22 protein-coding genes are annotated in these 22,963 nt (G+C 35.8%); 6 read left to right on the forward strand and 16 right to left on the reverse strand.

Annotated features, from left to right (window positions below):
- The 4 genes from VZL98_11495 to VZL98_11510 all read right to left on the reverse strand — a co-directional run bounded on the left by VZL98_11495 (position 1) and on the right by VZL98_11510 (position 4,976).
- Positions 1 to 963, reverse strand: a complete 963-nt coding sequence (locus tag VZL98_11495; GenBank protein WVH63299.1) for an ABC transporter permease — start codon at positions 961 to 963, stop codon at positions 1 to 3.
- The gene (locus VZL98_11500; GenBank protein WVH63300.1) at positions 956 to 2,125 is read right to left on the reverse strand and encodes an ABC transporter permease; all 1,170 of its coding nucleotides are present in this window, start codon (positions 2,123 to 2,125) and stop codon (positions 956 to 958) included. The genes VZL98_11495 and VZL98_11500 overlap by 8 nt, the downstream gene beginning before the upstream one ends.
- On the reverse strand, positions 2,118 to 3,656 hold the full coding sequence (locus tag VZL98_11505; GenBank protein ID WVH63301.1) for an ABC transporter ATP-binding protein: 1,539 nt from the start codon (positions 3,654 to 3,656) through the stop codon (positions 2,118 to 2,120). Before VZL98_11505 ends, VZL98_11500 begins: the two co-directional genes overlap by 8 nt.
- A gap of 105 nt (positions 3,657 to 3,761) precedes the next feature.
- Complete coding sequence (locus VZL98_11510) at positions 3,762 to 4,976, reverse strand: BMP family ABC transporter substrate-binding protein (GenBank protein ID WVH63302.1); 1,215 nt, start codon at positions 4,974 to 4,976, stop codon at positions 3,762 to 3,764.
- A 220-nt stretch (positions 4,977 to 5,196) separates the two neighbouring features.
- Between VZL98_11510 and VZL98_11515 the strand changes: the two genes are divergently transcribed.
- Positions 5,197 to 5,628 (forward strand): hypothetical protein, encoded by a 432-nt coding sequence (locus tag VZL98_11515; protein ID WVH63303.1) that lies wholly within the window; start codon positions 5,197 to 5,199, stop codon positions 5,626 to 5,628.
- A gap of 340 nt (positions 5,629 to 5,968) precedes the next feature.
- Complete coding sequence (locus VZL98_11520) at positions 5,969 to 7,486, forward strand: cell wall-binding repeat-containing protein (protein WVH63304.1); 1,518 nt, start codon at positions 5,969 to 5,971, stop codon at positions 7,484 to 7,486.
- A 333-nt stretch (positions 7,487 to 7,819) separates the two neighbouring features.
- Here VZL98_11520 and VZL98_11525 read toward each other — a convergent pair whose 3' ends face one another.
- A complete protein-coding gene (locus VZL98_11525) occupies positions 7,820 to 8,473 on the reverse strand; it encodes a Crp/Fnr family transcriptional regulator (GenBank protein ID WVH63305.1) in 654 nt (217 codons plus the stop codon).
- 86 nt (positions 8,474 to 8,559) lie between these two features.
- Here VZL98_11525 and VZL98_11530 point away from each other — a divergent pair, with 86 nt between their 5' ends.
- On the forward strand, positions 8,560 to 9,276 hold the full coding sequence (locus VZL98_11530) for a 4Fe-4S binding protein (protein ID WVH63306.1): 717 nt from the start codon (positions 8,560 to 8,562) through the stop codon (positions 9,274 to 9,276).
- Positions 9,277 to 10,354: 1,078 nt separating this feature from the next.
- On the opposite strand, the gene VZL98_11535 is transcribed toward VZL98_11530, so the two are convergent.
- The 6 genes from VZL98_11535 to VZL98_11560 form a co-directional block, all read right to left on the reverse strand.
- Positions 10,355 to 10,996, reverse strand: a complete 642-nt coding sequence (locus VZL98_11535; protein WVH63307.1) for a DUF1847 domain-containing protein — start codon at positions 10,994 to 10,996, stop codon at positions 10,355 to 10,357.
- A 45-nt stretch (positions 10,997 to 11,041) separates the two neighbouring features.
- The gene (locus tag VZL98_11540; GenBank protein ID WVH63308.1) at positions 11,042 to 11,227 is read right to left on the reverse strand and encodes a hypothetical protein; all 186 of its coding nucleotides are present in this window, start codon (positions 11,225 to 11,227) and stop codon (positions 11,042 to 11,044) included.
- Positions 11,228 to 11,334: 107 nt separating this feature from the next.
- Positions 11,335 to 12,171 carry a deoxyribonuclease IV gene (locus VZL98_11545; GenBank protein ID WVH63309.1) on the reverse strand — a complete coding sequence of 279 codons (837 nt, stop codon included), beginning with the start codon at positions 12,169 to 12,171 and terminating at the stop codon, positions 11,335 to 11,337.
- A gap of 42 nt (positions 12,172 to 12,213) precedes the next feature.
- The gene (locus VZL98_11550) at positions 12,214 to 13,344 is read right to left on the reverse strand and encodes an ATP-NAD kinase family protein (GenBank protein WVH63310.1); all 1,131 of its coding nucleotides are present in this window, start codon (positions 13,342 to 13,344) and stop codon (positions 12,214 to 12,216) included.
- 4 nt (positions 13,345 to 13,348) lie between these two features.
- Positions 13,349 to 14,002 carry an HAD-IIIA family hydrolase gene (locus tag VZL98_11555; protein ID WVH63311.1) on the reverse strand — a complete coding sequence of 218 codons (654 nt, stop codon included), beginning with the start codon at positions 14,000 to 14,002 and terminating at the stop codon, positions 13,349 to 13,351.
- A 9-nt stretch (positions 14,003 to 14,011) separates the two neighbouring features.
- Entirely contained in the window at positions 14,012 to 14,728 is a 717-nt protein-coding gene (locus VZL98_11560; GenBank protein ID WVH63312.1) for a TrmH family RNA methyltransferase, read from the reverse strand.
- 215 nt (positions 14,729 to 14,943) lie between these two features.
- On the opposite strand from VZL98_11560, the gene VZL98_11565 reads away from it, so the two are divergent.
- Positions 14,944 to 15,681, forward strand: a complete 738-nt coding sequence (locus VZL98_11565) for a TIGR02206 family membrane protein (protein ID WVH63313.1) — start codon at positions 14,944 to 14,946, stop codon at positions 15,679 to 15,681.
- Between the two features lie 80 nt (positions 15,682 to 15,761).
- The gene (locus VZL98_11570; GenBank protein WVH63314.1) at positions 15,762 to 16,442 is read left to right on the forward strand and encodes a DUF554 domain-containing protein; all 681 of its coding nucleotides are present in this window, start codon (positions 15,762 to 15,764) and stop codon (positions 16,440 to 16,442) included.
- Between the two features lie 98 nt (positions 16,443 to 16,540).
- Here VZL98_11570 and VZL98_11575 read toward each other — a convergent pair whose 3' ends face one another.
- Together VZL98_11575 and nagA are read right to left on the reverse strand one after the other, a co-directional pair.
- Positions 16,541 to 17,644 (reverse strand): FAD:protein FMN transferase, encoded by a 1,104-nt coding sequence (locus tag VZL98_11575; GenBank protein WVH63315.1) that lies wholly within the window; start codon positions 17,642 to 17,644, stop codon positions 16,541 to 16,543.
- A gap of 80 nt (positions 17,645 to 17,724) precedes the next feature.
- Positions 17,725 to 18,870, reverse strand: a complete 1,146-nt coding sequence (gene nagA, locus VZL98_11580) for an N-acetylglucosamine-6-phosphate deacetylase (protein WVH63316.1) — start codon at positions 18,868 to 18,870, stop codon at positions 17,725 to 17,727.
- A 264-nt stretch (positions 18,871 to 19,134) separates the two neighbouring features.
- Between nagA and VZL98_11585 the strand changes: the two genes are divergently transcribed.
- Positions 19,135 to 20,001 carry a universal stress protein gene (locus VZL98_11585; GenBank protein ID WVH63317.1) on the forward strand — a complete coding sequence of 289 codons (867 nt, stop codon included), beginning with the start codon at positions 19,135 to 19,137 and terminating at the stop codon, positions 19,999 to 20,001.
- Positions 20,002 to 20,042: 41 nt separating this feature from the next.
- Here the strand turns inward: VZL98_11585 and cls are convergent, their stop codons facing one another.
- From cls to VZL98_11600, 3 genes are all read right to left on the reverse strand, one after another.
- Positions 20,043 to 21,191 carry a cardiolipin synthase gene (gene cls / locus VZL98_11590; protein WVH63318.1) on the reverse strand — a complete coding sequence of 383 codons (1,149 nt, stop codon included), beginning with the start codon at positions 21,189 to 21,191 and terminating at the stop codon, positions 20,043 to 20,045.
- Positions 21,139 to 21,561, reverse strand: coding sequence for a PLD nuclease N-terminal domain-containing protein (locus tag VZL98_11595; GenBank protein WVH63319.1), 423 nt, complete (start codon positions 21,559 to 21,561; stop codon positions 21,139 to 21,141). Before VZL98_11595 ends, cls begins: the two co-directional genes overlap by 53 nt.
- A 189-nt stretch (positions 21,562 to 21,750) precedes the next feature.
- Positions 21,751 to 22,881: a hypothetical protein gene (locus tag VZL98_11600; GenBank protein ID WVH63320.1), complete on the reverse strand. Its 1,131-nt coding sequence runs from the start codon at positions 22,879 to 22,881 to the stop codon at positions 21,751 to 21,753.
- Positions 22,882 to 22,963 lie beyond the last annotated feature (82 nt).

Raw genomic sequence — 22,963 nt, forward strand, 5'->3', positions numbered from 1 at the left:
TTACCTCTTTCCTTTATCGTATATTTCACCCAGCGCTCTTGGCGGTCTGTTGTTTTTAGAGAAGAATACCAAAAGTACCAAGGTCAAAACATAAGGTAGTATCATGATTATGTCTGAGAATGTGGAGCTCATCTTTAAGACTTGCGCCAAATAGTATCCTCCGGATCTTGCAAATCCGAATAGTAGTGCAGCGAATAGTGTAGGTTTGATACTCCAGTTTCCGAATATCAAGGCTGCAATGGCAAGATATCCGAATCCTGAATATACTGATCCTGAGAAATTAGCCGAAATTGAGTAAGCGAAGCTTATTCCTCCAAGTCCTGCCAAGGCACCTGAAATCAACACGGCATAAAACCTCATTCTTCCGACGTCAACTCCTGCTGCATCGACTGCGTGAGGATTGTCTCCTGCAGCTTTTAATCTCATTCCGAAGCTCGTCCTCTCAAGTACGAAGTAAGCAATTAACGCCACTATAACTATGACTATTGAGAACGGATATATGTCTTTGAAAAATCCTCCAAGTATCGGGATTTCCGAAAGAACAGGTACAGAGTATCTGGGTGCAACACCTAATTGAAATTTATTAGATGGTCCACCAAATACTTGCATATTTATCTGTCTGGTTAAAAATTCTGTCAACGATACCGATAGTATATTTAAAACTACCCCTGAAATTACTTGATTGGCTTTAAAGAATACACATAGAGCCGCGTGAATTATGGCAAATAACATTCCACCAATCATAGCAAATAGCATAGCTACATAGATACCGTATTTTGCTATAAAGTCGGGAAATGCGATAGCTAATAATATTACGGTAAGAGCTCCGGTAAAGGCTCCAAAGCCAAGCAGTCCTTCGAGCGCTAAATTGATAATACCGCTTCTTTCACTGTAAATACCACCTATGGCTATAATGAAAAGTGGTATTGCAAATGCTAAGCCGTCTATTAAAAGTTTATTCATCGTCACCACTCCTCTTTTCCACAGTCGTCATTTTTTCAGTTTTTTGCATCTCTACTTTTCTGTTAACTCTATATCTTATATATGCACCGGTTGCACTAAATAGTAGTATTAAACTCGTTATTACTCCGGAGATTTCCTTAACTACTCCAACTTTTGAACTCATGTATACAGAACCCTTTGATAGAATCGTTATAAGTATGGAGGAGAAGATTGCTCCGATTGCATTATTATTCGCAAGAAGTGCTGTTGCTATCGCATCAAATCCTAGGCTTGAGATTACTCTTGGCTGCATGGACGCAAAGTATCCGAGATAGTAACTCACACCTGCAAGTCCTGCCAATGCTCCACTTATCATCATTGTTACTATCAGTGTTTCTCCAACTTTAATACCTGCATATGCCGCTGCATTTTTATTGCTACCTACGGCTTTGATTTCATATCCAAGTGTGGTACTTTCCAATAGTTTATATATAAATAAACTGGCCAGTATTGCAAGGATTATAGATATTGGAAAATCTGCCTTTACACCTCCGATATTGATTCCCTTTATGGTTAGAGATGATGCTTTGCTTATATACTCGGATTGTCTCGATACGGGGTTTACATAGTATGAATTTATAAAATAGCTGGTTACGAATTGTATTATATTGTTCAGCATTATACATGATACAACTTCATTTATATTGAATTTGTATTTTAAGAAACCTATAAACCCGCCAGTAAGTGCTCCGACTGTTATTCCAACGATTAATACCAGTGGTTTAGCAATTACTGCATTTAGTGGAGAATATCCAACCAAAATGGTTGCGATAAATCCCGAGATCAACATCTGTCCGGAGACTCCTATATTGAAAAGTCCGGATTTCAAAGCTATTATAACTGCAAGCGCTGCAAAAATCATAGGTGCAAGTATATCCAAAAAGCTTGTAAAGTCAGTTATTTGTCCGGTACCTCCTGCATAACTAGGCTTTGGCACTAAGCCAGAACCTTGAAGTAAACTTATATATGCTTTGAGAGGATTTTTACCGGTCAATAGTATTACTATCGAACCTGCGATAACGCTTAGGAATATGGCAAATAAAGGTATGGTATAAGATTGTCTTTTCTCATCACCTAGTAGGGTGGGTAAGAATCCATAATTTTCAGATTTCTTTTTAATCATCCCTCTTCACCCCCATCATGTATTCTCCGATTTCATTTCTATCAAGTGTTCTTCTATCGGCTACTGTCAGCATTTCACCATTATAGATAACGCCAATGGTATCAGCTAGACTCATAACTTCTTCCAGTTCATACGAGATTAGAAGTATGGCTTTCCCTTCTTTTTTCTCTCTATTTATTTGATCCCATGTATTGGAAATTGCACCTATATCCAGTCCTCTTGTCGGCTGAACAAACATGAGAAGTTTTCCGTCTTGATCAATTTCTCTGGCAATTATAACTTTTTGCTGATTTCCTCCTGAGAGTGATCTCATGGAAGAGGTAATGCCCTTTGAACTTCTGATATCATAATCAACAGAGAGTTTTTCTGCATATTCATCTATATTCTTTCTATTTAAGAATCCGGATTTACTGAATGGTTCCTTGTAGTAGGATTTTAGTATCATATTGTCTGAAATATCGAAGTCCAGAACCAATCCGTACCCTTGTCTATCTTCAGGTATATAGGCTATTCCAGATTCCTTCTTTTCTCTTATGCCCTCTTTGGTTATATCCTTTCCATCCAGAGTTATAGTTCCGGAATCAATCCCTATAAGTCCTGCTATTGCATCTGCAAGCTCATTTTGACCATTTCCTGAAACTCCTGCTACCGCGAATACCTCACCTTGACTGACATTAAAGCTAACGTTCTTTACTCTTTGAACGCCGTCTCTATCGGATACATTGAGGTTCTTAACCTCTAATACCATATCTCCTCTTTCGCATGTTTCGGGTTCATGAGTAAACTCGATATCTCTACCGACCATAAGTCTCGCCATTTCTTTAGTCGAAGTGCTTTCAACATCTTTTACGGCAACGAGTTTTCCTCTATTTAGTACCGCAAATCTGTCAGAAACCTGTTTGATTTCTTCGAGTTTATGTGTGATTAGAATTATCGTTTTACCACTCTTTTGCAGCTCTAGAATAATCTTCAACAGGTATTCTATCTCCTGAGGTGTAAGTATTGCCGTCGGTTCATCAAAAATCATGATTTCAGCTTCTCTGTATAACATCTTTAAGATTTCAACTCTTTGTCTGGTTGCAATATTTACATCTTCAATCTTTGCTTTTGGATTTACTTCAAGACCGTATTTTGCAGACAATTCAGCTATGTCTTTTTCGGCAGATTTCATATCGACTTCATCTATAAAACCGAATCTCTTTTTTATCGGTTCCTCTCCAAGTACTATGTTTTGAGCAATGGTGTAATTTTCAACCAATTTGAAGTGCTGATGGACCATTCCAATATTTAAGCTATTGGAATGCCTTGGAGAATAGATTTCCATCTTCTTGCCTTTTACGTATATCTCTCCGGAATCGGGCTCATACATTCCGAAAAGCATACTCATGAGTACCGATTTACCTGCTCCGTTCTCACCCAGTACTGAAAATATTTCGCCTTCTTTTACTCCGAATGAGATATCATCATTAGCGACAATTCCGGGGAATGTCTTGGTTATGTTTTTAAATTCAACAATATATTCATTATTCATAAAATCACCTCGATAGTATTAGTACTCATCTATGTATTTTGATGAATAAAACACTATTATTTCAAAAAAGGACGTATCTCTACGTCCCTTTTAGGTTTTATTCTTTTATAGACCTGGGAATTTATCAGGTGTATGTCCATTGAAATTAGCTGCAGGCACTATTGTACCGTCTTTAAGTTTTGCATAAGCTTCATTCAATTTTTCGATTGTTTCAGGCTTAAGTTGATGTCTGCCTTCTGCAGTAACTATTCCTGTAGAATCAGTGTCAGCTCTAAGAACGGTGTTTTGTCCTTTGAATGATCCTTCTGAAACAGCAGTAAGAGCTCTGTCCACGTTAATTCTCATGTTTTTAAGAGCAGATGTAATTACAACATTACCACCACTATATGCACCGTCGTCGAATTGATCTACGTCACAACCGATTATCTTAACATTTCCTGCTTCTTTAGCTGCAGTGAATACTCCGTTTCCTGATCCACCTGCTGCAACCAGCATAACGTCAACGCCTTTTTCGATTAGTGCTTGACCGACAACCTTACCTGTAGACTCATCGTTAAATGTACCTACATAGTTTCCGCCAACATTTTCATTTCTAACATCAGTTCCGGCATAAGATTCGATTTCAACTATCTCAGCTTTTGTATCAAGGTGAGCATTAGCATAGTTTACACCTGACATAAAGCCCCATTGATAGTTAACATTTGATGGATATGCGATTCCGTTAACTACTGCAACTTTTCCTGATTCAGTTTCAAGGGCAGCAGCAACACCTGCTAAGAATCCACTTTCTTCCTCAGCAAACATCATAGCATATACATTTTCGAATTCTTCAACTTCGTCAATTGCTTTAGGGAATGAGTCAACAAGTACAAATTTCTTTTCCGGATTATCTTTTGCAATTTGAGAAATACCTGCAAATTGGAATCCTGGAGTAATTACAACATCGTAATCTGCAACTACATCGGCAACAGCTTGTACTGATGCTGTTTCGTCTCCTGATGATTCTTGAACTGCTTGTACTTTGGAATCAGCATGAGACTTGATGAAATCTTGTATACCATTATAGTTGTCTTGGTTAAAACTTCCATCATCTACTCCTGAAGGACTTGTAACAATAACGATTTTTAAAGCATCGCCTGCAGGTTCAGCTTTAGCATCATCTTTTGGTTCTTCCTTCTTCTCATCTTTCTTTTCACCGGCAGCATCTTCTTTCTTCTCGTCCGGTTTAGCGTCTTCTGTTTTAGGTCCGCAAGCTACAAATATCATTGAAAAGGCCAACAACAGAGCTAATAAGACCATTAATTTTTTATTAATTTTCATACTACGCCCCCATTTATTATATTGTAGTTAGATATGCTCCAACTATACCTATATTATAGATTATAATAGAAACGATTTCAAGGATTATGCGATTTTCTAGGCTTTTTAGTATGCTTTATTAAGATATAATAATAATTATTTAAAGGTTATTTAATATTTTCTTTCAGTTTTGTAGGAATCATATCACTTAATTATGATATACTTAATTTAGGTGATGGATATGAAAAAAGACTTTTCTGATACAGACAGATTAGACGAAATCAGAGAACATTTGAACAAACATGCTAACTACAATGAATATAATAATGCAGAGAAAGACAGATACGATAAAAAAACCTACCATTATTATGAAGAAGATGACTACGATTATGATGATGAACAAGAACCTTATAATCCATATGATCCCTTCACTGATTTAAGTAGAAGCAAAAATATAAATAAACAAAATCAATATTTTGGACGTTCAAACAATAATCACTATTATAATGATTATGATTACAATCAAAATGTCCAGACAAAAAAGAGAGGTTGCGGTTGTGGTAACTTCTTTTTCGGCTGCTGTTTAGGAACTGTTATAATTCTTGCAATACTTGGTGCTTTTATAACTGTTGCACTTGGTGGTATAGACGCCATCTTTAGATTAATTTTTTAATATAAAAGAAATTAATAGTATCTGTAAGGCATATGCTTTACAGATTTTTTATTTTCTCCGGAAATTTTATTTTTCGTAATATTTGATATGTTATCTTACCTTATTAAAAAGATATTACACAATCTGTATACTTATATTTCCCTAAATTTCAATATTTAAACTACGATTTTAAAAAGTTACAAAATAGTTACAAACTATGTAATTTTTTATTATTCTCACAATCTACTCTCATTTTTTGCATTATAGCCCTCTAAAATTTGACTCATAAGCCACTTTCCCGTAAAATACTCCTTGTAGCCAAAATGGTTACAAAATAGTTACAACTTTTTTGGAGGATATAATGAACAAATTAACCAAGCAGCTTTTGACTCTATGTCTAAGCTCAACCCTTTTAATCGGAGTACACGCAAAAGCAGATGAATCAAAATATAATATAGAAAAATTACCAAGCGCAAGCCACGAAATTGTAGAAAAGACAAATGACGGAAAAATTCTCTATGTCGCTGACAAGAACGAATTAGCAGATGCATTAACCGGCGGAGTACTTTCTATAACAAATGGTGGAAGCCTACTTACTCTTGATTCAAATAATATTCAAGAGACGGAATCAAATCTACTGGATAAAGCGGAAAAAGTATTTGTCCTCGGAGGCGAAGAAAGAATCGGTAAATCCATTGAAGAGAGAAGTAATTTCTCAGGCAGAATAAGTGGAGCCGATAGATTTGAAACAGCAACAAAAGTTGCAGAAACACTTGGAACCGATAGAAATATTGTCATTGTAAACGGCATGAACTATGTTGACGCCATAACAAGTACGCCTCTTAGCATAATAGAAGGCAGAAATATTCTAATGGTTACCAAAGACGGTATTCCGGAAGCAACGAAAGTATACCTTGAAAAATACGGCAAGGATAGAGACATTATATTTGTAGGTGGAGAAGACTCAATTTCTTCAGAAAACAAGCAAGCTATATATAATCTTACAGGAAACACAAGTTCAGTAGATGCGAACACCTATGCAGGTAAAGACAGATACGAAACATCCATCTCAGTAGCCAAGAGAACAGAAGGAAAGAATATAGTCTTGGCACATGGTGAAGATTTTACTATGGCACTTGCCTCTGTCAACTTTACTAAATCGCATAATACGATGACCTTACTTGTATCACCTACAAATGCCGAAGAAGTTTTAGATGGTCATTTTGGAGAAAGCGAGAAAACCAATATATATTCCATAGGTACTGAAGTATCACTAAGCTCAGAAAAAGTAGAAACAGAAAATAATGAGCAGACAGAAAATTCAGAAAAACCTGAAGAAACTGCCGTAGAAGATAAAAAAGAAGAAAATAACGAATCAAATAAAGAAGAAAACAAAGAACAACCAAGTGAAGAGAATAAAAAAGATGAAGGAACTCAGACAGATAAACCGAGTACAGAATCAAAAGAAACACAAACTGAAACTGAAGTAAAACCTGAAGAACAACCGGTTGAAACTAAATCAGTTCAAAGCTTTATAGATGCTGCACTTGCCATGAAAGGTTGGGATTACTCACAATCCATGAGAATGTCAGACGGTTATGCCGACTGTTCATCACTGGTATTAAAAGCACTGATTAAATCAGGTCTTACAGAAGACACTACGAGAAACCTAACATCCGAAACCATCTGGGGAGATCCAAGATTCTACCAAATCACCCAAGATCAGCTAAAACCGGGAGATGTTTGCTATAACTACGGACACTTAGCCATCTACATGGGCGATAATTCAGTATTCGAAGCAAAAGACTGGGGAGTCCCTGCAGGCTACGGAAACTTCCAAGGAAGATTCTCTGCATTCTTCAGAATAAAAGGACTTTAAATACAAAAAACCAAACCAAGCAAAATATCAATATAAGATACCAAACCTAGTTGAAAAACCGGAAAATATACATTTCCCGGTTTTTTTTTCCCATAATTTCAACGTTAAAACGGGGTCAGGCTACACTTTTTCAAAGTATATTGCATGTTTATAAATTAATGTGCTCATTTTAGTTTCACCTGTCTCAATTTTACAATCTTATGTTTCTTTTTGTTATACTCTTTTAAGCATATTAATGCAAATAAATAAAATTAATTAGGCCTCTTTAAGTCAAGTAGTCTTTTCCAATCTTTTGGAACCCTTTTTCTCCAATGAAGGCTCTATTTTTGGTGTTTATTTTAGTGTAAAGATGTTTTTGTGGTAGTCTAGGTTGCCTTCAGCTTTGAGCTTCATTAGTTCTCTTGAAAGGGCTGAACGATCGACACATAGGTAGTCTGCCATTTGTTGACGGTTTAATGGTATTTTGAATTGTAGGGAGTTTTCTTTTATTGAGATCTCGCTCAGATAGGACATTATTTTTTCTCTTAGGGATCTTTTCGTTAAGTGGTCAAGTTTTTTGGACATTATGATGTTTTTATGTGCCAGGATATTCATCAGATTCATGGAGAATTTTGTAAAGCCAGGGACTCCTAGACTCTTCTCGCTGTAAATACTAGATACATCTATCATTAAGAGCTCAGAGTCTGTTTCTGATAAGGCTGTGACTCCAAGTTTTTCTCCTATTGATATCGCGTATGATTCTCCAAATAGGTCTCCAGGTTTAATTACTGCTATGATATTCAGATTCCCAAGATAATCCAGTTTTGTAATATGGATGCTTCCACTTAAGAGAAGTGCCATTTCTTTTATGACCGATCCCGTTTCAAAAATAACTTCATCTTTACTATATTTAACTAGTCTACTCTTTAAGCTTTTTAATACCGATTCGATTTCATTTTCATCTAATCCTTTAAATATTGGAGTGGTTTTCAGTATATCAATTTTCATTTTTTATTCCTCCGTTGTAATTGCAACGTACTTTTTGTTTTAATTTTACTATACTCTATATGTAAAAACAATATTGGAGGATTAAAATGCTTAGACAGGTTATAAAAATAGATGAAGAACTTTGTATTGGATGTGGGCTATGTGTAAATGCATGCCAAGAAGGAGCCATTGGTATGGTTGATGGGAAAGCTAAACTTCTTCGTGAGGATCATTGTGATGGACTTGGAAGATGTTTGCCGAACTGTCCTGTAGAGGCTATTTCTTTTGAAACTAGGGATGTTGCTATTTTTGATAAGACCGATGTAAAAAATGTGGAGGTAGATGAGATGAAAGATGATAAAAATACTGTAGAACCACTGGCTTGTGGATGTCCGGGAACTCATGCAAAGACTTTTGATAGGTCACAAGTTTCCAATGTAAGCGCCGTAAATGTGAATACTTCACAGCTAAATCAATGGCCTTGTCAGATTAAGCTAGTTCCAGTGAATGCACCTTATTTCCATAATGCAAATCTTCTAATCGCAGCAGATTGCACAGCTTTTGCTCATGGAGATTTTCACAATACTTTTATGAAGAATAAGATTACCATCGTAGGATGTCCTAAGCTCGATGAAGGTGATTATACAGAAAAACTTGAAGCAATTATTAAGAATAATGAAATCAAGAGCGTTACTATTGCCAGAATGGAAGTTCCATGCTGCTCCGGCCTTGAAAACGCTGCTAAAAAGGCACTTCAAAACAGCGGTAAATTTATCCCATGGCAAGTCGTAACCGTTAGAACAGATGGTACTATTTTAGAATAATGAAAATCCCGGATTGTTCCGGGATTTTTTTCTGTAGACAAAATCTAATTGAGAACAAGGTTTTTATTATGTTTTATGTTTTTAGGCTCTATCTGACTAGGAAGCCATGTGCTATAACAGACTGAAGAAATATACACAGAGAAACTTACAATTTCAATCGTTGTATTTTAAATTTATCCCTAATTTCTCAATCCTATCCACCCCTACTATGAGCAGTCATCGATATCTAACTTAGGAGAGTTGAAGTAGGAATTCTATGTAATTCCAGCCATTTGTATTTTTCTATCCCTCCGAGTGTGCTTCACAAACCCACCTCCCTCGTCAGATGGAGGCTATCAAAGACTAAAATTTCACTATTGGCGATTGTTCAAAGAACAATAGGTAATAGATTAAATTCAATTTTATTAATCCGCTTTGTCAAAAGTCTGAATAGGGTTTTTATGATATCTTATGTTTTTTGGTTCTATCTTTTGCAATCGAATTCAAGCCACAAAAATTCTTTAACAGCTCCATCTGACTATCTAGCCATCAGCGATAGCTAGATTAGGAGATATAGAAGTAGGAATTCTATGTAATTCCAGCCATTTATATTTTTCTCTCCCTCCGAGTTTGCTTCACAAACCCACCTCCCTCGTCAGATGGAGGCTATCAAAGACTAAAATCTCACTATAGATAATTGTACAAAGAACAATAGGTAATAGTTAAGTTCAATTTTATTAATCCGCTTTGTCAAAAGTCTGAACAGGGTTTTTATGATATTTTATGTTTTTAGGTTCTATCTTTTGCAATCGAATTCAAGCCACAAAAATTCTTTAACAGCTCAATCTAACGATGTAGGCATCAACGATAACTAGATTAGGAGATTTGAAGTAGGAATTCTATGGTGTTCCAGCCATTTATATTTTTCTCTCGCTCCGAGTTTGCTTCGCAAACCCACCTCCCTCGTCAGATGGAGGCTATCAAAGACTAAAATTTCACTATTGGCGATTGTTCAAAGAACAATTGGTAATAGACCAAGTTCAATTTTATTAATCCGCTTTGTCAAAAGTCTGAAAATCCCGGATTGCTCCGGGATTTTTTATTTATCTTCAGTTTTGAGTCTCTTCTTAAAATATCCATCTTTACAATAGAGCGCTACTACCGGATTATGTCCGGTAACCCTGTCTTTGACCACAAGGGTTGTGCATAATGCTTCTGAATATTTATAGAAGAGTGAATCATGTCCTACACATAAACCCATGACGATGTTGAATTCTGTTTTTTCTTTATTAAGTATCAGCGCTTGAGCAACGGGATTGCAGATTGCTTCGAAGTTTCCGGGTCTAAGTTTTACTTCTTCCGGCATTCCAACTTCAGTTTTATCCAAACCACCGGTCTTACACATTGCAGATATTATTTCGATTCCATTTTCAAGAAATATTTCACTTAAGATTTTAGCTTCCTTTTTAAATCCATTACAAAAAGCCAAACCCACTTTTTTGTATTTCATCTTTTTAATCAATTCCATAATCTCTCGAACTCTCGGCCAAATACAGTAGCCCTCTTTTTCAATTTCGGTGCTGGCTACATAAAACTCATTATATTTATCAGAACTTATAATGTCCACAGCTTCCTGATAGATACTTGAATCTTCCATAGGGCAAAATACAGGTAGGTTTTCTTCTTCCCCAACAGCACATTTTACTGAGCCGCAAATATGGCAACTTGATTGATCCTTCATTAGCTCACCTCTATCGATTAGTATAATGCTATTATACCACTACTTCTACGCATGCTTAAAAATAAAATATATAACATAGACCCAGCCTAAGATTCCATGGATAATCGCCCACAGTATTGATTTCCAAGTAGTATAGCTTATAACCATAGCAAGTACCGAACCGAATGATACCCCTTTATTTATGGTTTTCTTTATTATAGTATTTCCGCCTTTATGCCTAAATTCGTTCATTTAACATTCCTCCCATCAACCAGATATAGATTTAATACCCTAACAGGACTTTATAAAACATTTATCCATTTAAAAAGCCCGAGTTTATCTCGAGCTTTTTTTCATTATTATTCTAAATTGGATACTCTATTTCTAATGAGTTCTATCTCGGCCTGATATCCATCCAGTTCGTTTGGAGTTTCCAAATTCAGCGGCTTATTTACCAGTTCCGGTTTGGTGATGAAGTTAATGAGTGCATCCACTCCAATCAATCCCTCGCCCAGTTTAGCATGCCTGTCTTTTCTAGATCCAAGTTCAGTCATGCTGTCATTTAAGTGTATGGCTCTTAGCTTATTAAGTCCAATGATGCTATTGATTTCATCTATTACATCATCCGGTTGACTGACAATATCATATCCGGCAGAATACATATGACATGTATCTATGCAAATTCCAATACTCTCATGTCCTACACCATCTATAATATCCTTAAGTTGTTCGAATCGATAACCTATCTCCGTTCCCTTTCCGGACATTCCTTCAAGCGCAATATTTGCATGGGGATTGATTTTTACAGCTTCTTTTAAAGCATCCACGATAAACTGAGTACCTATCTCCGGTCCCTGCCCCACATGCGAACCCGGATGAAATACATATATAGTATCCTCAGGCAATTGCATAAGCCTTTTCATATCATCAATTAAAACCATATTTGCAAATTCTCTTACATCTTCCTTATCAGAAGATAGATTCATAGTATAGGAGCCATGAGCAAATAGTGGTCCAAAATCATACTCACTCATAATCTCTTTTAACTGAATTATGTCCTGAGGATCTATCTCCTTAGCTCTACCACCCCTGGGATTTCTCGTAAAAAACTGAAAAGAATTTGCCCCAATTGAAACCGCCGTTTCAGCAGCAGCTTTAAATCCTTTTGTTATTGATAAATGACAACCTAAATACATTATTTAATCCTTTCCAATACATGTTCTCGTGGAGTTAATTTTCTAATTACTCGCAGAGCCATTTGAAGCTCTATGAACCATGTATCTACCGTATCCTATAACCACTCTGTAGTATCCCGATAATTTCTCATCACATTTATCATCAAGTGTATAAATCAGCATATCTCTATCCTGTAGAGTTGCCAACTTACCTGCCGTAGATACTATCGTTACATCTTTTTTATCGACTTTGTTTAGAACTCTACTGGACAGCTGCTGATTTCCTCTACCAAAGATATATCCCTGACCTCCCATAGGTGTCACTATAAGCTTGAAAGGTTCATCTCCTATGATATCTAAAATCTGCTGTTCATTTACATCTTTTGCCACCAGTTTTTTATTCTTAATTATATCTACTCCAAGTATGGTATAGTCGAGTCCCAATTCCTTCATAATATACATGGTAGTCGTTCCAGATCCGATGATATAGAAGAGGTCATCTTGCATATCATCAATAACATCAAGTGCTATCGACTCCTGTGCATGCTCATCTGACTGCGGACTTTGCGACTTCATATTTTGAAGATAGATTTCATTGTAGGGTACTTTCAGATATCCATATACCCTCACTTCAACTCTATCCTCTCTAAATGCATCTTCATCAAGGTCTACTACTTCTTCATCCTTAAGAGTTAACTGAGCCCCATCGAGGTACTCATAGGCCAATTGTCCTGCACTTTCAGGAGTATTCCCATATACAGGTGAGTGTATTTTAACTCCGGCAGGAACTCCTATTGCCGGAATTCTAGTCTCTATTGCATTGAAAATGTCCCTGGCAGTTCCGTCACCGCCCACGAATAAAATCAATTCTACATTTTCTTTTTCAAATATCTTACATAATTCAGTCGTATCTGCATTGGACGTCTCTCCGGGTTCCGGCTTGTAAACTACTTCATAGTTTAGACCTACTTCTTTGACTTCTTCTTCACCCATCTGTCCCTCGGACACCAATACGCTTATGCTGTCTTTTAGTGGCAATAACTTTTCAAGTGCTTTTTTTGCTTTTAAAGGTGCCTCCGGTATAGAGCCGAGTTCTCTAGCTTTTTTAAGGACTTCTATCCCGTCCGTTCCTTTAAGTCCTACTCTACCTCCCATTCCAGCTATGGGGTTTATAACCAATCCTATTTTTCTCAAAATATCACTCCTCGTAAATTAATTTTTCCAATTCACAAACCTTATCTATAATTATGTCAGGGTTTAAACTCGCTAGTTCGTTTTTATCAACATATCCCCAAGTTACTGCACAAGTTTTTATTCCTGCATTTTTACCCGTTTTTATATCTACATCGGAATCCCCAATCATTACCGCTTCCGACTTTCGAATTCCTAAACTGCTTAGTATGAGCTCTACCGTTTGAGGATCAGGCTTGCGTTTATATCTTTCCTGCTGTCCTATTACCATGTCAAAAAGACCTTTTCTGAAATAAGACTCTATTGAACTCTGCGCTGCTCCATCGGGTTTATTCGTGAGCACTGCTAAGTAACTTCCTCTTTTCTTTAACTTTTCAAGCATCTCTTCTATACCTTCATAGGCGGTAGTATCTCCCAGAGGGTTTTCTATATATCTTAAAAGAAAAGCCTTGTAAATATCATCTATTGCATCAGGAGCAACTCCTCTATATTCTGAAACCCTTTCAATCAATACCCTTGCCCCATTACCTATATAAGAAGTGTACTTTTCTGTATCTACCGGTTCATATCCGTACTTTTTAAGTGCATAATTAGAATTGTCGGCAATAACACCTAAAGTATTTAAAAGAGTCCCATCCAAGTCAAAAATGTATAATTTCATACCATCACCTTAACCTATCTTCTCTTTCATAAACCAAAACATCGCAATTCCCGCCGCCATAGTAAGGTTTAAAGAGTCCACTTCATCAGTTTGAGGAATGAATATAGGCTCACCAATATCTTCAAAAAAGTCAGGTAGTCCACTACCTTCATTTCCAAATACAAGCGAAAACTTCCCTTCCGGATTTACATCTACAAGTTTTAACGGATTCTTCAACGAAAGCATAAAGGGGTGTATTTTTCTGTCTTTAAACCTCTCTAAATACTTATGAATATTATTAAAAAACTCAATTCTGACCTTAAAAAAAGCTCCCATAGATGCTCTTGTCACCATTGGATTATAGATATCACATGAATTACCGATTATCGCCAAATCATGTAATCCAAATCCTACCATGGTTCTTATAATAGTCCCTAGATTTCCCATATTTGAGGGACTGTGCAGCACTATATGATTATCATCTCCTATAGTTTGATCGACTTTCTTAAATACTCCAACTACAAAAATATTGCCTTTATTTGCAATCCTGTTTATTGTTTTATCGTCTATATTATAGTTTATACCCTTTGATTCAAGAATTGTCACAAGATTTTCAATTTCATTGTATTTATTGGATATAATGACTTCGATGATTAGTTCAGGTTTTGCTTCTATTAATTCTATGACCGGAAAAGCTCCGAATATATAGGAATATAAATCTTCTTTTCTATATGCTTTATACTTCATATAATCAACTCCTGGCTTTTTTATGTTTTAAATTTAAAATATATTTTTATGAATTCTACATAAAATTTACATTATTTAAGACTATAATGGATTTAAATTTTTATGTTAACGCCCAAAATTTATGATAAAATAAAAATATATTCATTTTAGATATTATGTATGCATCAATTATATTAAAAAATCAAAAATTACTTTGAATTTGAAAGGAGATTTCAATGGGTCATTTTTTTAGAGCCGAGACTGATGGTTATGTATTTAAAGCAATGAGTCCTATACATATTATAACTCTAATTACATTAGTTTTCGGGATAATTGCCATCATCTATCTTTATAAAAACAATAGAAATTTATTAAAACCGATATCAAAGTTTCTTTTCATTGCACTTATTATTGAACAGATTTCTCTTTATGCTTGGTATTTTTTCGTACTGGGTTTCGATCCGGTACAGGCTTTGCCATTGTACAGTTGCAGGATAGCCATGCTTTCAATAATATTTGGTAAGCTTTTAAAATCCGACTCCCTTTTGCTTTTTGGTGGTTATTTCGGTTTCCCGGGTGGAGTAATCGCATTAGCTTATCCGTACCTGGATGCTTATAGCTTTCCTCATTTAACCAATTTTACTTTCTTCCTGGGTCATCTACTGTTGACTTGGCTCTGTACTATAATTCTGCTTGAAAAGAAAGAGCAAAAAAAACAACTAAAGGGAATGCTCATTTGGGTCCATGTATTCTTCATTATAACATATTTCGTTGATATTAATTATGGAGCAAATTATGCATATCTATTGTGGTCTCCTATTATGACCTCAACTTTTGCTAAAATACCGCATTTTCTATATATTGCATTAATATACTTTGTATACGTGGTAATTCTCTTATTGACACATTTAGGATTTAAAAAACTTCGTAGTTTAAGAGATACAAATAGGGAGGCCTTTAACAATATCTTTTGACATTTTTAGGTATTGCTATATAATAGATATACTCTATTAATTTAATCAGATAGAGTTAAGCATTGTATAGGAGGCCGAATATGATTGCAATTATCATAAATGCACTTGCCGTATGTGCCGGTGGAACTGTTGGCATAGTCTTGAGAAATCATATTTCAAAAAGACATATAAATTCCATCTTTTCCATTATGGGTGTTTTAACTATTGTAATGGGTCTGCAAGGGGTAATCCCTTCCGATCATATGATTTTTATTATGATTGCCCTGTTTTTAGGTTCGATACTCGGCAATTTTATAGATATAAGTGGTAAAATCGATAGCATATCAGAAAGATTTTCAAGTGAAGACGGTGAAACAAATCTCATCAGCGGCGCCATTACCATATTCTTGATTCAATGCACAGGGGCTCTTGCAATCCTGGGTCCGATGAAGGCAGGACTGGTTGGTGAGTATGATCTGATTTACTTTAAAGCTATACTGGATGGAGCATCCGCTATAATCTTTGCAAGTATTTACGGAAAGAGCATATATCCTGCAGCACTCTTACTACTTATTTACCAAGGTGGCATTTTTTTAGTCTCCAATATAATCGAACCTGTACTTACACCGCTCGTCATTGAACAAATCGGTCAAATCGGTTCAGTGCTATTAGTTGCACTGGGGATAGAAATGCTGGAACTGAAAAAAATGAAGGTAGTAAATTATCTACCGGCAATTCTCATACCCATACTATATACATTAATACGTGGTTTTTTTATTTAATACACGTGGGGAGTAAAATACTACTTCCCTTTTTTAATGCTTTTTTACAATTCCTATAAATAAAAAGAGCCGACATAAATCGACTCTTAAATCGCTAATTATTTATTTGTACTTGTCGCTCCCTGACTCTTCATTGACTTTAATAATCCTTCGGTAGCTACTATGGAATTATCATTGAGTATCCAGAGTGCTTCAGCTCCTTTATAGGACTCTATAAACTTTTTACTCTCTTCAAAAGGCATTAGATAAGCAGCTGTAGAAAGAAAATCTGCAATTCCACTATCTTCAGTTACGACCGAAACCGATCTGAAGTAAGTCATAGGCATCAATTCTTCCGGATCTATAAGATGGTGATATGTCTTACCGTCAACTGTGTAAAACCTTTGATAATCACCACTTGTAACGACTGAGGTATTTTCAACATAGAGTACTTCTATAGTCTGTTCCTCAGATTTTCCAAGTGCATTGTCAGGATTCTGAATTCCGATTCCCCATCTCGCTCTGACTCCGTCTTCCGGTTTGCCAATCGTTCTGACATTTCCGCCGGCACTGATGATTCCCGTCTTCAATCCCTCTGCCATTAATTTTTTGGAAATGAGTTCGGTTGCATAACCTTTTGCAACTGCTCCAAGATCCACAGACATCTTTTCATCTGTAAGTTCTACTGTATTGTTCTTTTTATTGACCTTAATATTATCTATATTCATATTGTCCTTGACGGCTTGTAGCTCATCAAGACTTGGAATCTTTGCAGTTTCCGGTTTCTCAATACCTCTTTCTCTGTATTCATGCCAAATTTTCAAAACCGATCCCATTGCAATATTGGTCTTATTGCTTGTTTTCTTATAATTTTCTTTTGAAAACTCGATTAAATTTATCAAATCCGGATCTACTTCAATAGGTCCTTTTCCGGCATTGTCGTTAACGGTTTTGATATTATTTATACCGTCATAAGTATTATATCCGTCATAGAGTTTATGCAGTCTTTGAAACTCGCTAACAACTATATCCTTATACTTATCAAACTCTTCTTGTGAACTTTGATACGAGACAAATTTAATGATGGTATCAAAGGTATCGAAAAAAGTATGTTCATACTTCTCTAATTTATTGTCCGTATTCTCTTTATTCTCATTAGATGCTTTTTTACAACCGGTAAATACCAGCACCATAGAGAGTAGAATTATTAGTATCTTCCTCATGTTTTCCTCCTGTAAAATGCTATCTAGATAATAACAGATATGTTCATCTTTTACAATAATTCTAGATGATCTATTATTGCTTAATCCACTTTACTATATTTTAGTTGACCATCGACATAAGTCCTAATAAGGTTTAAGGATTTATCCATTACGACGATATCAGCCGATCTTCCAATATCTATTACACCTATCTCATTATCCAGTCCCAGTGATTTTGCAGGTACATAGCTCGCCATCATTATCGCTTCATGAATCGTCGCCGCACCCCAGTTTACGACATTTTTTACCCCGTCGGATAATTTAAGAACAGATCCCGCAAGTGAGCCCGATTCAAGTCTTGCCTGACCGTCTCTAACATCAACATCATATTCACCCAATGTATAACTGCCTTCCGGCATTCCTCCTGCCATCATACAATCGGTAATCAGAGCTATTTTTTCTCTGCCCTTGGCTTCCATCAATATATCCACTACAACGGGGTGAACATGATATCCGTCACAAATCAGCTCGGAATAAGCTTCTTTTAGATGCATAGCTGCACCGACCATACCCGGTTCTCTGTGATGTAGTCCACTCATCCCATTAAAGGTATGAACGAATACATTTGCTCCTGCTTCCACAGCCTCTCTGGCTTCTTCATAGCTGGCATCACTATGACCAAGTGCGACATAAATCCCCATCTTATTCATATCTTTAATAAAATCCACAGAATTTTCATACTCAGGTGCAATCGCAACTTTCTTGATTAAACCTCCTGATATTTCCTGTAATTCTTCTATCATCCGGGTATTTGGAGCTACCATATAGTTGGCATTTTGTGCGCCTTTATATTTAACAGTAAAAAAAGGTCCTTCTAAAAATACTCCCTTTAATTTTGCTCCATTTAATTTATCCTTCTGGTTTTTCACAAGTCTAAGAGCCTCTTCCAGAGTTTCTCTAGCTGAAGTTAAAGTAGTCGCTAAAAAACTCGTAACTCCCATCTTTACAATATTTTGTGAAATATGTTCAACATTTTTAGGCTTTAAATCCATGATATCATAACCTTCATAACCATGTATATGAGTATCAAAGAAACCCGGTCCAATTATATGACCGGTTAAATCTTCAAATTCACCGGTATATTCACTCTTTATATCTACAATCTTGCCATCTTCAATTACTAAAAATCCGTTCATCAGAATTTTGTTTCTTAAATAGCAATCGCCTTTTAAAACAAGTCTAGTCATAGTACCTCTCCTCAATTTTATTACTATTAATATATCGTAAACGCCTATTAATTGCAATATTTTACAAATACTCTATTCTATTTTATATTTATTAAACATCTTAATGTTTTCAATCCTGTTTTTTAGGGTAAAGTAATAATAAGCTATGTAGTTTATTATTTATCAGCTACAATTAATTCAGTAGTCTAGCTATGTGTTTAGTTAAAACTGTTCATAAATCCAATAAAAAGGATAAACTATAATTATATTTAAAGGAGTGTTCGTATGAAAAAGTACTTAGTTCCAACTGATGGTTCTGAAAACTCGGAAATGGCCATTAAGACCGCCGTTAATATGGTAAAAAAATCAGGCGGCTCAATAACCCTATTGTCTGTATTGGATTCGGATGCATTTATGACAGGTAGTCAAGTCAATGTATCCATAGCTGAAGTAATGGAGAAAAACAAAAATGCATTGGATGAATTGACAAATAACTATATCGACAAATACAAGGATCCTTCTTTTGAATTCAATGCAATAATAAAGACCGGAAATGTAGCAAACGAAATAATTTTAGAATCTGAGAATGGATACGATATGATAGTTATCGGTTCAAGAGGACTTTCGATGCTGAAGAGAACTTTCCTGGGATCGGTATCAAATAAAGTAGTTAACTCCGTCCACACGCCAGTCTTGGTTGTTAAAGAGTATCATGAGAACGACTTTTCAAATATCTTAGTTCCTATTGACGGTTCAAATAACTCTAAAAGAGCAATGTATATCGCAGCCGAAATAGGAAGATTATTTGGAAGTCAAATCACCTTAATGAATATAGTAACTGAGCTGCAAGTTCCTCAAGTTCGTGGAGTTGAATTTGGAGTTGTTTCAGATTATTATCCAACCCTTTCTCAAAACTCCAAATACCTGCTTTCCGAATCAGCTAAGAAAATAGAAGATTATCCTTACCAAATAAAACTCGAGACAAAAACAGGCAATGTTGCCAATGTCATTATCGAGGTGGCTGACGAAGAAAACTACGATATGATAGCTCTAGGATCAAGAGGTCTTGGTAAAATTTCCAGAGCATTCATGGGTTCAGTATCAAATGCAGTTCTGCATAATACTAAAAAATCTGTACTGATTATCAGATAGTATGTTTAAAGCCCTCAACCTAGAGGTCGAGGGCTTCATTTCTAGAATAAAGGACTTGCTACTCTCAGTATTGCTCTATAAATTCTCACAATACCGCTTCGGTTTAAATCGTCTTCATTTAATAATCTGCTAACTTCAAAGACTTCCATATAGTCTTTTTTTATATCATGAATTACACTTGAATTCACCATATATGTTCCACATTCGAAATGTAAGTAAAGACTTCGGTAATCCATGTTAATCGTCCCTACAATCGCAACATTATCATCGGAAATATAACTCTTTGCATGTATAAATCCAGGAGTGTACTTGTAGATTTTTACCCCCGCATCCATGAGTTCTTCAAAATAAGACTGTGTAAGTTCGTAAACTGTCTTTTTGTCAGGGATCCCCGGTACGACAATCCTAACATCTACACCTCTTTTAGCAGCCATTTTAAGTGCCGAGGTCATCTCAAAATCAATTATCAGATAGGGTGTAAATATATAAACATATTCCTCTGCTTGCCAAATAATCTCCAGGTATACATTATTACTGAGAGCTTCATAATCGAATGGCGAGTCGGAAAACGGCTGAATATAACCGTCTGATCTATACTTTATATCAGTTCTCGGTCTAAATTTACTATTGTCGAAACTGCTCTTCTCATATGCTTCCCATAAACTTAAAAACATCGAGCTCAAGTTCCATACAGCCTCTCCATATAGTCTAACTCCGGTATCTTTCCAGTGTCCATAAGGAGATTTTAAATTTATATACTCGTCTGCAATATTTATGCCGCCATTGTAACCGATATTCCCATCTATAACTATCAGTTTTCTATGATCTCTATTGTTCATAATAGAAGAAATTATGGGCTTCATCCTGTTGAAAGAGACGACTTTTACTCCTGCATTCTTTAAATCCAATCTCTCTTTGACTGGAAAATGACCCATGCATCCCATATCGTCATACATCAGCCTGACATCCAACCCCTCTTTTGCTTTAGCTACGAGTATCTCCTTTATGCTATCCCACATAAAGCTGCTCTTTATAATAAAAAACTCCATAAAGATAAACTCTTTTGCATCGTTCAAGTCTTTTAGTATGGATTCATACATCTGTTCGCCGAGTTTAAAATACTCAACTTCAGTATTTTTATATATGGGAAATTTGCCCGTATCTGCCAAATACTTTGAAGTTTGCTTCAATCTTTTTTGGTAAGTTCTCGATTATATCGAGCTCTTGCGAGAGTAGTGGCTGTATTGATTTTTCTGCCAAGTGAATCTTTTTGTTTAATCTTTTGGTGGGTCTTTTATCTCCCCAGAGTAAGTACATAACTCCCCCTATAAGAGGAAAGACACCTATCGTAATTATCCAGATTATTTTATATTCTGGATTCTCGCTTGCAACTATTACACTGAGAAACATAAAGAAACTTAAAATTGTAAGAACGCTACTAATCCAGCTCGCATGTTCGGTCAGTTTAGAAAAAAATATAGCTATCCAGGCTATTTGTAGTACTATCAATAGAACAATAAATGGTAGTCTACTGAATAAAAACTTTAGATATTTTTTCATCCGTCCCCTCCGGAAACCTCTATTAGTTTTAAATTAAAATAGAATTGTCTTTTGCAAATTCTTCAGGCAAATTTTAAAGTATTTACTAGTGTAATACCCTTTTACAAATCATTAAATAAAAAACTCCCTATTGATTCTATTATAGACCAATAGGGAGTAATCGCAAGTACTGATATTATTTAATTATACTTATCTTGCAAGTTTAGCTGCTTCTGTAACTGCCGCTTGATAGCCTTCTACTGTTATAGTAACAGATGATGTAAGATCAGGATCGTCCGGTACCGCTTTATGTCCCGGATCTCTTTCTTTTACTTTAAGTCCATTGATTTCATCTATGGTCTTGCCTTCCATCCATTCAGTAAAAGATTTGATTTGCTCATGCCATTCCTTCTTAATCTCAGATTTATCTTTCATTCCATACTCATCACCAAGATCAAGCTTTGATTTGTCTTCAGCTGCCAGTTCTGCTTCAAACTTACCATTATCGTCAAATTTAACTTTATTTTGAACTACGTCAACTATTGCCTTAACCACTTTATCTTCCGCATCAAGTGCTACAGCTGCTGCTGTTGTATCGACTTGAGAAGCCATTCCTTTGCCTTCTTCCAATTCCTTTGATCTAAGTGTGTTTGTAACTACGCCAAGACCGACTTTTACAGCTCCTTCTGCATCTACAGCATTATCCCAAGCTTCTTTAACGGCCGCTTGATAAGATTCAACAGTGATAGTTACAGATGATGTAAGATCCGGAATGTCCGGTACTGATTTATGTCCTGGGTCTCTTTCTTTAACTTTAATACCCATAACTTCATCTGCTGTTTTTCCAATCATCCACTCTTCGAAGGAAGCCATTTGCTCATCCCATTCCTTCTTGATTTCTGATTTATCCTTCATGCCGTATTCTGCGCCTTTTTCTTTCTTACTCTTTGCATCAGTTTCTAGTTCTTTAGCGAATTTTCCGTCTTCAGCATATTCAACTTTTGTCTGAGCAACGTCTATAGTAACGCTCACTATCTTACCTTCAGCATCAAATCCAACTGCAGCAAGAGTAGTATCAGCCTGAGCCACAGCACCTTTTCCCTCTTCTGCTTCCTTACTTCTACCTGATGAAGAAACAAGACCTAGACCTACTTTTGCTATTTTACCTTCAGCTTCTTTAGCACCATCTTTTGCTTCGTCCTTGGCTTCTTCCTTTTCATCCTTTTTTTCTTCAGGCTTTGTTTCTTCTACTTTATCTGCAGGTTTTTCTTCAGTTTTACATGCAGATAATGGTATAAGAACCATAACCAAAACAAGTAACAATGAAATTATACGTTTCATTATTCTCCCCCTTTTTATTTATTGCGTTCAATACAATTTTAGCATATTGAACTTTACTGTACAATTATTTCACTATAAATAC

The sequence above is a fragment of the Peptoniphilaceae bacterium AMB_02 genome, assembly GCA_036321625.1.
GTDB classification, from domain to species: domain Bacteria; phylum Bacillota; class Clostridia; order Tissierellales; family Peptoniphilaceae; genus Microaceticoccus; species Microaceticoccus formicicus.